We start from the raw sequence: 15125 nt of genomic DNA, 5'->3' as shown, positions 1-15125 counted from the left end.
CCCCTGAATTAATAGTATACAACTGTAACTCTATAGATTTATAGTATTTTATAAACTCTGGAGAAATATTCTCATGACTAGCTTGATATTTCGCTACTTAATTGATCGGTGGCGATCGCTAATTCAATTTCTCAATCTATCCTTACAAAAATCTCCCAGATTGCGCTTTCATACTACACCTTTGCCCATAGCTGGAGCTTTCATTACAGGTCTTTGTTTGAGTTTGTTGTTTGCAGCTTGCTCATCACCATCTAATGTGAGTACTCCTAATGCTAGTGCCAATCCAGTTAGCAATTCAGCACCTCAAGAAGCTAAGGTAATCAGATTTGGTTATCAAAAATCCCTGATTTTGCTGAAGACTAAAGGAGTGTTAGAAAAGCGATTTGCGCCAGAAGGAAAATCTGTAGAATGGATTGAATTTCCTGCCGGGCCACAACTACTAGAAGCGATGAATGTTGGTAGTATTGACTTTGGTCATGTCGGCGAATCTCCACCAATCTTTGCTCAAGCCGCAGGTGCCGCATTGACCTATGTGGCTGGTATTGCACCTAGTCCAGCAGGTTCAGCAATTCTTGTCCCAGAAAATTCTCCCATTAAGCAACTGAGTGACCTAAAAGGTAAAAAAATCGCCTTTCAAAAAGGTTCTAGCGCCCATTTATTACTAGTTCAAGCTCTAGAAAAAGGGGGAGTAAAATATAGTGAAATTGAGCCAAAATATTTACCACCCGCAGATGCACGAGCAGCTTTTGTCAAAGGTAGTATTGACGCTTGGGTAATTTGGGACCCGTTTTATGCAGCAGCCCAAAAAGCCACGAATGCTCGTGTACTTGTTGACGGCACAGGCATTAATAAACAAGGGGGATATTATATCGGTAGCCGTAAGTTTGTCACCGAAAATCCTCAAAGTGTGAAGGCCATTTTAGAAGAAATTCAAAAACTAGAAGAATGGTCAGCACAAAATCGAGATGAAGTTGCCCAAACTCTTGCACCTGTATTGGGTATTGACTTAGAAACAATGAAAAAGGCAACTAGTAGACGTAGTTTTGGTGTAGTGCCAATTGATGACAATCTCATCAATCTACAACAAGGAGTTGCTGATACCTATTATCAACTCAAGTTAATTCCTAAAGAGGTGAAGGTTAGAGATGCACTTTTAACCAAAGAACAATATGCGGCATTTTCACCCAAGACGTAACACCGTTTCAGTCATGAAAAGTTGCAATTACATCACCTATCTTTACCTATGAGCAATCCTACAGAACTTTTACAATCGCGCTATGGTGAACTTCCTTTTAATTCCCAAATTGATTGGAATGAATCACTGACAACCTTACTATCTCATCGTTCCATCCGTTCTTATCTCAGTGATCCTCTACCACCAGGAACACTAGAAATTTTAGTCACAGCCGCGCAGTCTGCATCGACATCTTCTAATCTGCAAACCTGGAGTTTAGTGGCCGTTGAAGATTCCCAACGTAAAGAAGAACTATCAAAACTAGCGGGTAATCAAGCACATATTCGACAAGCACCGCTATTTTTGGTTTGGTTAGCAGACTTGGCGCGACTGAGTTATGTTGCCGATAGTCGCGGTATCAGCCGTGAAGCTTTAGACTATTTAGAAATGTTTGTTATGGCAACTGTGGATGCTACCTTAGCTGCTCAAAACGCCACGATCGCAGCTGAATCTTTAGGCTTGGGAACAGTATACATCGGTGGGATTCGCAACCGCCCAGAAGAAGTAGCACGCATCCTCAACTTACCTTCATCTGTATATGCGGTATTTGGTTTATGTGTGGGTTATCCCAACCCCGAAGTAAATGCAGCCATCAAACCACGTCTACCACAGTCAGCAGTGCTGCATCGAGAAACATATAAATTAGCTGAACAAGATGAAGCGATCGCCCACTACAACGACATCATCAAACAGTTTTATACTGAACAACAGATGAACATTGCTGGGGATTGGTCACAACATTCTTCAGAGCGCATTGCCACAGTAGAATCTTTAAGAGGACGCGATCGACTGCGTGAAGCCTTAAATAATCTTGGTTTTCAGTTGCGATAAAGAAAAATTCAGCAGTCAATGAATAATATTAGGAACAGGCAGAGGTGAATAGGACTTACGCAAAAAAACGAAAAAATAAGGTTTTATAAAAGGGTGTAAGGGTGTAAGTATCCAAAACCCTCACACCCAATCCCCACAGAAAATTTTGATGCGTAAGTCCTGGTGAAGATAAACCCCTACATTTATATAAATGTAGGGGTTTTAAAATGCGCGATCGCTTACTAAAGTGAAACCTTACCCTAATTTAAATTCAAATAATTTATGACTTATACCAATTCACGAAATTATTGATACAAATCACTTCCTCTGTACTTCTGCTTCTGTTCGCCGAGCGACTTGTACCGAGCGTTCGCGCAGCGTCTCCGTCAGGAGAAGTCGAGGTGCTACTTGTATATCTCTATCATTTTGAAAGTGAGATGGCACTATACCAATTTAAGAAAAGAATGCGACAGATAGAAATCAGGAAAGTCTTACTGGAGGTAGATTTTTTAATTGCGTTAGCGAGCATCATTGCGAATTGGTATTAAGCAGTGAGATGAAAAATCAAGGGTTGGGTAAAGAGTGAAGAAGTGTAGGCATGAAAAACCTCTCTCCCCAGAATGATGATCATTTTAATAACTGTTTATTCTCTTCTCTAGAAGTTTCTTAACAATATGAGTCGAAGCATACCCTAGGACTATGTTTGTGGCTATAACTCTTGAAAATACTTACTCAGCAATCTGCAATGCGTTAGCGTGTACCGCTACCATGCTGGCTATCAGGAAGTCCATAATTTGGCGGCACATAAACATCTGTTAACTCTTGAAAATTACCATTAGAGCTTGTAAAACTGCTATTTTCGGTATTAGTCAAAGCATTAGCTACTAAATTGTGAAAATTTACTCTAGCATCAGCAATTTTCGGAATCGCTAAACAGGCGCTTACACACAATATCAAAATACTTGTGATTTTTAAGTTTGTCGCCATCAAGTTTCTATCTATTTTTTGCATTCTGATTTCACCCAGTACTTTTTTTACCTACATCCGATGCGGAATTAGTTTCGCGGAAAAATTAAACTTTAGTAAAATTTTTTATTTCTCAGAAAAATCTTTGAGTAAAAAACTTGGGACAGAAAATCTGCTCAACACTTAAGAAATATACCTAAAGGTTGCTAACAGACATCAGCCAAAAGTTAGAACTCGTAGCGATGATGTTGTTCGAGGTTCGTTAATTACCTCTAGAGTCAGGCGCGGAAACATAAAATCTTAATATATTCTTTATATTTCTGCGGCAAACCCCCATCTTGACTCGTAGCAAATAATACTAAAAAACTCAGTATTTCCGAGGTAAATTGGGTACATCTCCGCAAAAACCAGGAGTTGAGAGTACAAAAATGGCTCATTTCGTGATTTCTTTATCAAAATTTAATTTATGAAAGTAAGTATAATTCAAAATTAGTTTAAGTAGTGTTACTCATATATAAATTTTTAGACTAAATAAATCACAATACAATAAATCTTTACATGCTCAGTGTAGTACAATTTTACTATAAAAATCCAGACATAAAACATTCAGCCATTGGTTACAATGGCTGAGACTATTGTCTATTGTAAAAATTACTGATTTTTTTAATTTTTGCTGACCGTTCAAGTCAACTCATATCGGTTTTTACCTAAGTGTTTAGCCCGGTACATAGCTGAATCGGCTTGTTTAATCAGGGTTTCTGCATCTTGGCTATTTGTCGGATAAACACTGATGCCAATACTGGCAGAAACTTTAGTGGTGTATCCTGATAGCACAATTGGTTCGGTTAGGCTGGCGAGAATTTTTTCTGCAACTCTAGCCGCCACTGAAACTTCAGGAATTGCGCGGAGAATGACTGTAAATTCATCACCACCCAGCCGGGAGACAGTATCACTACCGCGCAAACAATTACTGAGTCTTTGGGAAACAATCACCAACAAGCGATCGCCCATATCATGCCCCAAAGTATCGTTAATATGTTTAAAGCCATCCAAGTCAATAAACAGCAGTCCCAGCAACAAGTTGTTGTTTTGCGACCATTGTAAAGATTCTTGAAGTTGTTCAAGAAAGAATTTGCGATTCGATAAGCCTGTCAGGGGATCGTGATAAGCCAGATACCGTAAATGGTCTTCTTTGAGTTTTAATTCTGTATTAGAGCGAAATAACTCAGCCGCAGTGCGTCGTAGTTCTTCTTCCATTAGCTTGCGCTGGGTAATATCTCGAATCACTCCCACTAAGAAAAAATTACCAGCCGCATCTTTGTGGAGCGATCGCTTCGTAGCAATTAGATGGGTTTGACCCGCAGCATTAGTAAATTCTTCTTCATTTTCGCGCGGTTTTTGGGTGAGAAATACTAAATCATCTTGTTCTCGAAAAACATCAGCTTCATGGCGTGGGAAAAATTCATAATATGACTTTTCCAGCAACAGACTATCAGGATAACCAATGAATTGGCAGTAAGCATCATTTAAGACAATCCACTGATGTTTTTCATTTTTGACAAAAATGGGGTCAGGAATAGAATTAATGACTTGATGCAAAAACTCCTTAGAGCGTTTCAATTCTTCCTGCATATATGCAATATGAATAATCATCCAAATTGAGGCGCTACTCAAGCCAAGAGTTGCCGGGATTAATGGTAGCCACCAACCCAGTAAAAAAGCTAGATAACTACTTAAAAAAAGTATAAATAAAGATACTAAAATACTGGGAATACTTTTACTAAAAGTCTTAATCTGCCAAATGATTAACGAACCCAAATAAGACCAAGTAAAAATCCATAAACACTCCCATAATTTCGCCCAAACTCTTAATAATGGTCTTCCTGTCAAAGCAGAGGAGATTAACTCACTCACAAAGTAAGCTTGCAGTTCAATCCCTGCTACTGGCTTGGTTGTACCTAACATTTGGCTAGAGTAGGGAATAAATGCAAAGTCTTGCAAACTGGGAGCAGTGGAACCAATCAACACAATGCGATCGCGTATCCAACTAACTGGCACTTTGCCATCTAAAACATCACTCATGGAGATTTGACGGAAATTACAAAATTCACCAGCAACTTTTTTACATGATGGTTTAGGAAAATTAGATAAAATTTGATAGCCGCGATCGTCCGCCCTCACATAACCACCATCATTGGATTGAAAACGGGTAAGTATAGCCTTGCCTAATCGGACATAATCACTCTTTTTAGCGGCTTTTTTTGGGGTAATTTTTTGGTCTTGTAAATAGAGTAATGCTAACTTTAAGGCAAAACTTTCATAGTGTTGATCATTCATGTGAAGATACAACAAATTTCGCCTGACTTTGCCATCATAGTCGTACAGTAAATTATTAAAACCAACTTGGTTTGGGTTCAGTTTTAGAGGCGGCAGAACACGCATATTGCGGTTCTGGTTTAATAGTTGAATACCGATTAAATTTGGCATTGAACTATAAAGATTAACTAGTTCTTGGTGTCCTGGATTGACTGCTAAATCTCGATATATATCTAAGCCAATCACACGAGGTTGATGCACTTGTACTTTCTGCAATAAATCAGCAATCACGCCATCAGGAATCGGCCAAGAACCCACTCGCCGCAAAGAATCTTCATCAATTGCTACAATCGTGATCCGTTCTTCTGGTTCTTCGGTTGGACGTAAGCGAAAAAATTGATCCAACCCGGCTAACTCTAAGGATTGAAACACTCCGACAAAGCGTAACAATATAATGCAGGTCGCCACAATACCAGCAACAACTAATTCTTTATATTTTCGCTCAAGTGACTGTTGCAGGTTCCAACTCAAAAATAACCTGACAAAATGCTTGTCTAGCTGCTTATTCATTCCCAATTACCTAGTAGGGAGAAATACTTTCAATTACTACAGATATCAAAAACTAGCCGACACTCAGTAAATATCCCGAAGATGCTCCAGTGTTGATTGGAGAAAATTTTATCAGTATTGTTATCTTCCACCAAATAATTTGCAATAGTGTTAGCAAAGAATAACTCATCATGATTAATGATTAAGCAAAGGTTAACCAGTATTGCTGTATCAAAGAAGAACAGGTGCAGTATAAATATTGATTGCTAATAAAAAGTATATTTTCGTTATCGAAAAGGTAAATGAAGGATTTTAATAATTTGTTGTCACTTATACTAACGCTGAAAAAGAAAATTGCAAAAAAATAAGTCAACTGGGAATATGAATTGTGATATTCAGCCAGTTGACGAGCAAAAGTGAGAATTAATTTAGAAAAACAATTGCGCTGACGTTGATTACTTAAAATATTTAAAATTTGTTGGGCCGGTATAACCAGTAATCTTGGCTAGTTCTGTGAGGTTTTGCACGCCACTATAAGTTTGACCATTAATAATCCAAGTCGGGAAGGCTTGGATGTTTGCAGCGCGACACAATTCTGGTTTACCTTTAGGACTGTCGCCTGCACACTCAACCTTCACTTTCTCGTTAATAATTTGGTAAGCTTCTTTACCAAAAATTAGCTTTTGTTCGTGGCAATGAGGACACCAGTAGGCAACATATTCTTTCGCACCGGCTTTGGCTAAATGTTGTGCTAGGGCGATTTCGGCTTCTCCAGAGTTGGTGGTAATTTCCCAACCGTATTCCGGGTTAGGCGTTTGTGCTGGTGTCGGGATAAAGGAAATTCTTTGTTGTCCGGTGGAACCAGGCGTTTGTGATGTATTCACACCTGCATACACACCCAAAGTCCCAATCAGTGTCACCATTGCCACAATCAAAGCCGTAAATAAAATTTGTCCGATATCTTCCCAGGTACGTCCCAGAATTGTGAGAGTTAACAAACTGAGGGAGAAGAATGCCGAGGCTAAACAGTAAGGACACAAGGCTTTGATTTGAAAAGCCAGCACATACATTAAATAGCCACTGAACACAGACATGGCAATTGCTCCCACCAACAACAGCAACCAAGTCCAATTTTCGATTTGTTTACGCTGGTTGCTGTTCTCAGAGTTGACAACTAAGGGCGCTAAAGCAAATATCACCATACTGATATATGCTAAACATCCAAATAATGCCAATGGCTGACCGAAAACCGTACCCCAAGGGCTGGAAAGTACGTCATTACAACCTCTCGTGCCAGCTTGTGCTATGCAGGCGGCGCTGCCTCCTGTTAACTTTTCAATGGTGAGATAGCCAGTGACTAAAGTACCACATCCGGCGATCGCGGCAATTATTGGGCGCGACCATTTATGAATCCAAGGAGTAGAACGGCGGCGAATCATAACTGCGAAGTCTGAAGTATGAAGTATGAAGTCTGTAGACACCTTTTGGGTGGCTTCCCGGAGGGTAGTGTGAAGTCTGAAGTATACAAATCCTTCCTACTCCCCACTCCCTACTTACTAAGAATGTAACTTTATTTGTTGGGTTGATTTGCTGGGGCTTTTAGAGTTCCAAGTGCGATGGGCTGCTTCAACAAATTGACTGACGCGAATCGGATCAATTGGTTGCTCAATGCGACCATGACGTTTTAAGGAACTAGAAACTATCACCCCATCTGCTGCCTGCAACAGTGTAGCAACATTTTCCCAGTCGGCTCCACTACCGATAAATACTGGTGTGCCTTTGGCTGCACCGCTCGCTAGTTCTAAATCTTCCTCGGTGGGAGGACTACCTGTCGCCCAGCCAGATAAAATTACTGCGTCTGCTAAACCGCGTTCAATTGTGTCTTGAACCGCAACTGTTAAATTAGGTGAACTTAAAGGCCGGGCGTGCTTGACTAAAACATCTGCCAAAATTTTGACATCAGAGCCTAATTCTCGCCGATAGCGCAATAATTGGTGGGCTTCACCTTCAATTAATCCTTGGTCAGTGGCCATGACTCCAGTTAACACATTCACTCGGATAAATTGCGCCCGCACACAACTGGCGATCGCGATCGCACTTTTGGCATCATTCCGCAATACATTTAAACCTATCGGCAAGGTTACTAAATTTTGTATCCTCTGCACTACCACCGTCATCGCACTCACAACGGCTGGGTCTACTTGGTTTTTGGTAAATGGCGCGTCGAAAAAGTTCTCGACAATAATGCCATCTACGCCGCCACTGGCAAGAGCAGTTGCTTCTTGTTCAGCACGGTCAATTACGGCTTTTAGGCTCCCTCCCCAACGGGGTGAGGTGGGTAATGGCAGTAGGTGAACTACGCCAATAATTGGTGTACGAGTTTTAAAGGTCTGATATAAGTCCACGTCTTCAAAAGATTATTCAGAGATCAGGGATTAGGGATTGGATTTTAGGATTAAAATTCACCTAGCTCCTATTTTCTCGTCTTACGTCCCTACTTCCTTGATTAGCATTCATGTTTTCTCTGGCACTGGTTTTACTACCTCCATCTGGGGATGGAATTTGGCATAAAACGTTCCATAAGATATGTTAAGATAAAACCTGGCTACAAGAGGAGTTTGCCACTCATAAGACGCAAGGCACCTTCCCGTGGCTTGGGCATCTTGCCTGAGCGTTAGGGTAGCATTACTGCTTGATTAGGCGTAGTCGCCAGCGCGATTTCCCTGAGGGTAGCGACTTCTCACAACCAGCCTTTTGGGCGGCTTCCCGACGGGTAAATTAGCAACGCATACGCTACGGTAGTGTAAAATACTAACAGGCGATTTGTTAAAAAATATTACAAGTGTCAAAAATAATCAAAGACACTCCAATTTACCCTGGGAAACAAATAGTAGACATATCATAACATGGCCTCAATTTGTATAGGTCATAGCAAAGACAGTTACTGGTAGTGGAAAAATCCACCTAAGTGTTGTCAGCTTCAAGGCGTGCATCACAAAGAGCGAAGTCACTGCGCTTTGTGTGACTAAAAGAAAAAATCTTAGATATGAAAGTATGGGTGAAAAGCCAACAATAGCAATATCTCATTTGGGCTGCGAAAAAAATCGAATAGATACAGAACACATGCTAGGGCTGCTGGTAGAAGCAGGTTATGGCGTAGATACAAACGAAGAGTTAGCAGATTACGTTATCGTTAATACTTGTAGTTTTATTGAAGCAGCAAGAGAAGAATCTGTCAGAACTTTAGTAGAATTGGCAGAGGCTAATAAAAAAATCGTGATCACAGGCTGCATGGCGCAGCATTTCCAAGAGCAATTATTGGAAGAGTTGCCCGAAGCCGTAGCCGTGGTTGGTACAGGTGATTATCACAAGATCGTCAATGTGATCGAGCGAGCTGAACAAGGAGAGCGCGTTAAACAAATTAGCGCCGAACCAACTTACATCGCCGATGAAACCACACCGCGTTACCGCACGACAACAGAGGGTGTTGCCTACCTGAGAGTGGCTGAAGGATGCGATTATCGGTGTGCGTTTTGTATTATTCCGTATCTGCGAGGTAATCAGCGATCGCGTACCATTGAATCAATTGTGGCCGAAGCCGAGCAGTTAGCCAGCCAAGGCGTAAAAGAAATCATTTTGATTTCTCAAATTACTACTAACTACGGATTGGATATTTACGGTAAGCCCAAACTCGCCGAATTACTCCGAGCCTTGGGGAAAGTGGACATACCTTGGATTAGGATGCACTATGCCTATCCCACAGGATTGACCCCAGATGTGATTGCGGCAATCCAAGAAACACCCAACGTCTTACCTTACTTGGATTTGCCATTGCAACACTCTCATCCAGAGATTCTGCGCTCCATGAACCGTCCTTGGCAAGGGCGAGTCAACAATGAAATTATTGAGCGCATTAAAACTGCACTACCAGAAGCTGTATTACGGACAACCTTGATTGTTGGTTTTCCCGGTGAAACCGAAGAGCATTTTGAGCATCTACTCAACTTTGTGCAGCAGCATGAATTTGACCATGTTGGTGTTTTTACCTTTTCACCAGAAGCAGGAACCCCCGCCTACAGTCTGCCCAATCAGTTACCCCAGGAAATTATGGACGAGCGGCGGCAGAAAATCATGGAAATTCAGCAGCCCATTTCTTGGCGGAGAAATCAACAGGAAGTCGGCAAAATCGTTGATGTCCTGATTGAGCAAGAAAATCCTGAAAGTGGGGAATTAATTGGTCGTTCTAGCAGAAGTTCGCCCGAAGTTGATGGTTTGGTGTATGTCACAGGCGCAGCAAAATTAGGAACCATTGTGCCTGTTGCAATTCGCAGTGCTGATACTTATGACCTCTACGGTCAAGTTGCCCTCAGTTACACATAGATTTCGATTTCCCAATCTAAACAAAAAGTCAAAAAGCAAAATCTAGGAGAGTTGATGAATCTTTCGTTTATTGAACTAGGAATTTCCCAAGAACGCGCTGAACAATTAGAAAAAATTGGTTTTACCGCACCGACTAACATTCAAATCCAAGCTATTCCCCAACTGTTGTCAGGTCGGGATGTAGTAGGACAGTCTCAAACTGGTACAGGCAAAACAGCAGCCTTTTCTCTACCAATTTTAGAACGGCTGGATGTTAGCCAAAGAGCCGTGCAAGCTGTAGTTTTAACCCCAACCCGTGAATTAGCAATTCAAGTCCATGATGCTGTTAGCCAATTTATTGGTAACAGTGGCTTACGGGCTTTAGCAATTTACGGTGGTCAATCAATTGACCGTCAAATTATGCAGCTCAAACGCGGCGTTCACATTGTTGTCGGCACTCCCGGCCGGGTGATTGACTTGCTAGAGCGCGGTAGCTTGAAATTAGATCAAGTCAAGTGGTTTGTGTTAGATGAAGCCGATGAAATGTTGAGCATGGGCTTTATCGATGATGTGGAGAGAATTTTGTCCCAAGCACCCCAAGAACGGCAAACAGCATTGTTTTCGGCCACAATGCCTCCGTCAATTCGGATGTTGGTGAACAAGTTTTTGCGATCGCCTGTTACCGTTACTGTTGAGCAACCAAAAGCTGCACCCAACAAAATTAACCAAGTAGCTTACTTAATTCCCCGCCACTGGACAAAAGCCAAAGCATTACAGCCAATTCTGGAAATGGAAGATCCAGAAACAGCTTTAATCTTTGTGCGTACCCGCAGAACTGCGGCAGAACTCACCAACCAACTGCAAGCTGCTGGTCACAGCGTGGATGAATATCACGGTGATTTGTCCCAACAAGCCAGAGAACGTTTATTAACCCGCTTCCGTAATCGTCAAGTGCGCTGGGTAGTCGCCACTGACATTGCTGCACGCGGTTTAGATGTTGACCAACTATCCCACGTCATTAACTACGACTTACCCGATAGCGTAGAAACCTACGTGCATCGCATTGGTCGGACTGGTCGTGCTGGTAAAGAAGGTACAGCCATTACCTTGGTTCAGCCTTTTGAGCGTCGCAAACAGCAAATATTTGAGCGTCATAACCGTCAAAGCTGGCAATTACTGTCTATTCCCACCAGGGCGCAAATTGAAGCACGGCACATCAACAAATTGCAAGAACAAGTCAGAGAAGCCCTAAGCGGCGAAAGACTAGCTTCCTTCTTACCGATTGTCAGCGAATTGATTGAACAGTATGATGCTCATGCGATCGCTGCTGCGGCACTGCAACTTGCTTATGATGAAACCCGTCCCGCTTGGTTAAGCTCTGAGGTGGAAGTTCCCGAAGAAGTTCCCGTCGCTAAACCCAAAATCATGAAGCGTCGTGAATTTTCTGGTGACAGAAACCGTTCTTGGAACAAATCAGATGCTAACAACGGTGACGAAGGACGCTCCACACCCAAGCCCAAACTACGCTCAGGTCGTCGTGAAGCCCCCGTTTCTGCCAATCAAAAGCTAGGTTCTTCTGGCGCGAGAGAATCTGCTTCTTAGGTAGTGAGTGCTGAGTGCTGAGTGCTAAGTGTTTTGATGTGTACTCAGGACTCATAACTTACAACAGTCGCTCACCGTTTCTATCAGCTTGTAGGAACATAGATAAAGATGAACTTTCTATAGTTTTATGTTCACAATTGCAGATTTAGAGCAGCTACAAGCTGAACATCCAGAATGGCAGATGGAACTGGTAGATGGAAGCATCCTAGTTATGGGGCCATCAGATTATATTTCAGAAGAAATAGGGGCTGAGTTAATTCGCTTACTCGGCAATTGGGTACGTCCACGTAAGCTAGGAAGAGTTACTGGTTCTAGTGCTGGTTTTATTCTGCCTAGCTTGGAAACTAATCATGAAAAACGCAATCTCCGCGCTCCAGATGTATCCTTTGTGCGTGCTGACAGACTCAAAACTAGCAAGCGCGATTTTGTAGAATTAGTACCTGACTTGATGGTAGAAATTAAATCCAAGTCAGACCGTGTGAAAACATTAGAAGAAAAGATTCAATTATTTTTAGAATTTGGTTGTACTGTTGGGATTTTGATTGATCCAGATGAGTTGATATTAAAAGTTTATCGGCTGAATCAAGCACCAGTAATTTTACAAAATAACAATAAATTGACACTACCAGATTTACTTCCTGGTTGGGAGTTAACGATATCAGAATTGTGGCCGCCTGTATTTGAATAAGAGGCTAGAGGCTAGGGACTAGGGACTAGAATTTAGAGAGTTAAACAGCAGATAAACTTGCCTTGTGTTGATAAAGTACTTATGACTCAAGCTCTACGCAAAACAGTAACGTTTGCAGAATTCGTCAGTTGGAAACCTGATGGAGAACTCTATGAATTGCACGATGGAGTAGTTGTTAAAATGGCACAACCATTAGGAGGTCATGAAGAGGTTACAGGCTTTTTATCTATACAGTTAGCTGTTCAGTGTTATCAATCACGCCTACCTTATTTGATACCTAAGACAGCATTAGTTAAGCCAATTGATAGCGAGTCTGCCTATTCACCAGATATTTTAATATTAAACCAAGCTAATTTGATGAACGAGCCTTTATGGCAGCAAGAATCAACTGTAAGCCAAGCAGCTTCTATTCCATTAGTTATTGAGGTCGTAAGTAGTAATTGGCGCGATGATTACTACAAAAAATATGGTGAATATGAGGGAATTGGCATTCGTGAATATTGGATTGTAGATTATTTAGGATTAGCTGCTAAAAAGTTTGTTGGCGACCCGAAACAACCGACTATTTCTATTTACTCGTTGGTTGATGATGAGTACCAAGTGATTCAATTTAAAGGTGATGATTGCATCGAGTCGCCAACATTCCCAGAGTTAAATTTAACTGCAAAACAAATTTTTCAAGCAGGTAGTTAATTCAGCCAAGGACGAGTAATTTTTTCTAATTCTGCGATTTCATCGTTATTTAATGTCCAACCTAAAGCGCCAGCATTTTGTTTGACTTGTTCGGCTGTTTTTACACCAGCGATGGGAATCACATTACCTTGGGCAATTAACCAGTTTAGTGCAACTTGCGCCGGGGTGCGATGACCTACGGTCGGTCGTAGACCATCGCGTTTTTCGCCAATCTCACGTAATAAAGATATCACTGGTGCAATTTTTTCCAAGCCTTCTTTACCAAATTTTGGGTCTATCTTTCTAGCACCGCTTAATTTTTCGAGATTTTCCGGCGTGTATTTACCTGTGAGTAATCCTTGGGCTAGAGGACTGTAAGCTAAAATTGTCACACCAAGCTCACGGGCAGTTGCAATAATACCACTACTTTCTACTTGGCGCGTAAGTAAAGAATAACGTACTTGGTTGACAGCTAAAGGAACGCCCCTAGCTGCTAATATTTGATGAGCTTCTCGCATTTGGGAGGCTGAGTAATTACTGACACCGACTGCGGCAATTCTGCCTCGCTGCACTTCATCGGCTAAGGTATTCATCAGTGTTTCTTGGCTCAAAAAGAAAGCAAACGGCCAATGCACTTGATACAATTCAATTGTTTCGCGTTGCAGACGTTTGAGGCTTTCTGTTAAGGCATCACTTACAGATTGTCCGGTAAATCGCCAAGGCAGAGGGCCGAATTTTGTGGCAACTTGCACAGGTTGGGTCGTCTGTTTGATAAATTGCCCTAAAAATTTTTCTGACAGTCCCATTCCGTAAACTTCGGCGGTGTCAAAAAAAGTAACACCCGCTTCTAAAGCTGCTGTAAAAGCTGCTTGTAATTGTTCGGGGCCGTAGTCACTGCCATAATTCCAAAACAGTTTATCGCCCCAAGCCCAAGTTCCTATACATAAGGGTGGAACAGTCGGGCCATTTTTGCCTAATGTGATGATTTCCACGATCGCAATATCTATACATTTACATTTCTTTACTTTTTTAGTGTAGCGTTAAGGACAAAAAGGCGAATAGGGCATTAGATATAGTTAATTAGGCAAAATTTTTCTGTTTTACTGAGTCCAATCCTCTAATACCAAGTCGGGAATTTGAGAAAAATCCTTATGGTTACGACTCACCATCACTGCATTTGTCGAAAGAGCGATCGCAGCTATTCGTAAATCTTTTTGTAGTCTTTTCTTATTTAATTGTTGGTTTTCTCTGAGTAACTTTTCATAGTAACTGTAGGCAGAATTGTCAAAGTTAAGTATTCTCACTCCTTTGAAATACTCTTGAGTAGTCCAAAGTTTTGTATAAAGGTTTACTAAATTTTTAGATTCAGTCCGGTCATTAATTTTGACTACCCAACCGTTAAAAATTTCTTGGACTGTGACAATTGTGATAGCCAAATTAGGATAAACTTGAGCAACTTTAGATATGACAGCTTGGTTTCCTTGAAGTAACAGCGAAACATGGTCTGTATCGAGTATATAAAGACTCATCCTACATTTCTTTAGTTAAATTGCACCCTCAGCTATTTAATCTTCATCTACTGCGTTACGTTCTGCTCTAAGACTATCGGCAATTTCAGTAAAATCTGTATCATCTTTAAATACACCTGCAAATTTCATCCAGGAATTTTCTACTTCGCTTTGATTTAACGAAATTTCTACTGGAATAATTTCTGTCTTTTCCAGACGAGTTGACAAAAGTTTTTTTAATTCTTGTACAGCTTGTTCTTGAGTCGGTGCTTCAATCCGAGTGTTGGGAAATTCCAAGACGGAAGCTATGAAATTTCCTGCATCACTACGTTCTAGTAAAATATGTAAATTTAAATTTCCTGATTGAGATAAATATGCGGAAGATAAATTGATAACCATATATTTGCATAGAGGAATATTG

The 15125-nt window shown here is 41.2% G+C and carries 13 protein-coding genes; 6 read left to right on the top strand and 7 right to left on the bottom strand.

Going from position 1 to position 15125, the window contains the following annotated elements:
- Nucleotides 1–73 precede the first annotated feature (73 nt).
- Nucleotides 74–1195, top strand: coding sequence for a sulfonate ABC transporter substrate-binding protein (locus H6G79_RS07040; RefSeq protein WP_190590425.1), 1122 nt, complete (start codon nt 74–76; stop codon nt 1193–1195).
- A 48-nt stretch (nt 1196–1243) separates the two neighbouring features.
- Complete coding sequence (locus tag H6G79_RS07035) at nt 1244–2065, top strand: NADPH-dependent oxidoreductase (protein ID WP_190590426.1); 822 nt, start codon at nt 1244–1246, stop codon at nt 2063–2065.
- 729 nt (nt 2066–2794) lie between these two features.
- Here the strand turns inward: H6G79_RS07035 and H6G79_RS07030 are convergent.
- The 4 genes from H6G79_RS07030 to btpA form a co-directional block, all read right to left on the bottom strand.
- A complete protein-coding gene (locus H6G79_RS07030) occupies nt 2795–3055 on the bottom strand; it encodes a hypothetical protein (RefSeq protein ID WP_242048219.1) in 261 nt (86 codons plus the stop codon).
- Nucleotides 3056–3691: 636 nt separating this feature from the next.
- Complete coding sequence (locus tag H6G79_RS07025; RefSeq protein ID WP_190590427.1) at nt 3692–5896, bottom strand: CHASE2 domain-containing protein; 2205 nt, start codon at nt 5894–5896, stop codon at nt 3692–3694.
- A gap of 434 nt (nt 5897–6330) precedes the next feature.
- Nucleotides 6331–7314 carry a vitamin K epoxide reductase family protein gene (locus H6G79_RS07020; RefSeq protein WP_190590569.1) on the bottom strand — a complete coding sequence of 328 codons (984 nt, stop codon included), beginning with the start codon at nt 7312–7314 and terminating at the stop codon, nt 6331–6333.
- 117 nt (nt 7315–7431) lie between these two features.
- Nucleotides 7432–8280, bottom strand: coding sequence for a photosystem I biogenesis protein BtpA (btpA, locus tag H6G79_RS07015; protein WP_190590428.1), 849 nt, complete (start codon nt 8278–8280; stop codon nt 7432–7434).
- Between the two features lie 649 nt (nt 8281–8929).
- Between btpA and rimO the strand changes: the two genes are divergently transcribed.
- The 4 genes from rimO (at nt 8930) to H6G79_RS06995 (ending at nt 13217) form a co-directional block, all read left to right on the top strand.
- Nucleotides 8930–10255: a 30S ribosomal protein S12 methylthiotransferase RimO gene (rimO, locus tag H6G79_RS07010; RefSeq protein WP_190590429.1), complete on the top strand. Its 1326-nt coding sequence runs from the start codon at nt 8930–8932 to the stop codon at nt 10253–10255.
- A gap of 54 nt (nt 10256–10309) precedes the next feature.
- Nucleotides 10310–11836, top strand: coding sequence for a DEAD/DEAH box helicase (locus tag H6G79_RS07005; protein WP_190590430.1), 1527 nt, complete (start codon nt 10310–10312; stop codon nt 11834–11836).
- Nucleotides 11837–11963: 127 nt separating this feature from the next.
- Nucleotides 11964–12524 (top strand): Uma2 family endonuclease, encoded by a 561-nt coding sequence (locus H6G79_RS07000; protein WP_190590431.1) that lies wholly within the window; start codon nt 11964–11966, stop codon nt 12522–12524.
- An 81-nt stretch (nt 12525–12605) separates the two neighbouring features.
- Nucleotides 12606–13217: a Uma2 family endonuclease gene (locus tag H6G79_RS06995; RefSeq protein ID WP_190590432.1), complete on the top strand. Its 612-nt coding sequence runs from the start codon at nt 12606–12608 to the stop codon at nt 13215–13217.
- Here H6G79_RS06995 and H6G79_RS06990 read toward each other — a convergent pair.
- The 3 genes from H6G79_RS06990 to H6G79_RS06980 form a co-directional block, all read right to left on the bottom strand.
- A complete protein-coding gene (locus H6G79_RS06990; protein WP_190590433.1) occupies nt 13214–14188 on the bottom strand; it encodes an aldo/keto reductase in 975 nt (324 codons plus the stop codon). The two genes, H6G79_RS06995 and H6G79_RS06990, sit on opposite strands and share 4 nt — an antisense overlap.
- A gap of 108 nt (nt 14189–14296) precedes the next feature.
- The gene (locus tag H6G79_RS06985; protein WP_190590434.1) at nt 14297–14725 is read right to left on the bottom strand and encodes a type II toxin-antitoxin system VapC family toxin; all 429 of its coding nucleotides are present in this window, start codon (nt 14723–14725) and stop codon (nt 14297–14299) included.
- 36 nt (nt 14726–14761) lie between these two features.
- Nucleotides 14762–15103, bottom strand: a complete 342-nt coding sequence (locus H6G79_RS06980) for a hypothetical protein (protein WP_190590435.1) — start codon at nt 15101–15103, stop codon at nt 14762–14764.
- Nucleotides 15104–15125: the final 22 nt, after the last annotated feature.

The sequence above is a fragment of the Anabaena sp. FACHB-83 genome, from assembly GCF_014697485.1.
In the GTDB taxonomy this organism is placed as follows: Bacteria; Cyanobacteriota; Cyanobacteriia; order Cyanobacteriales; family Nostocaceae; genus Nostoc_B.
Note: the sequence above shows the minus strand (reverse complement) of the source record. Positions and strands in the feature narration are given on the sequence as shown.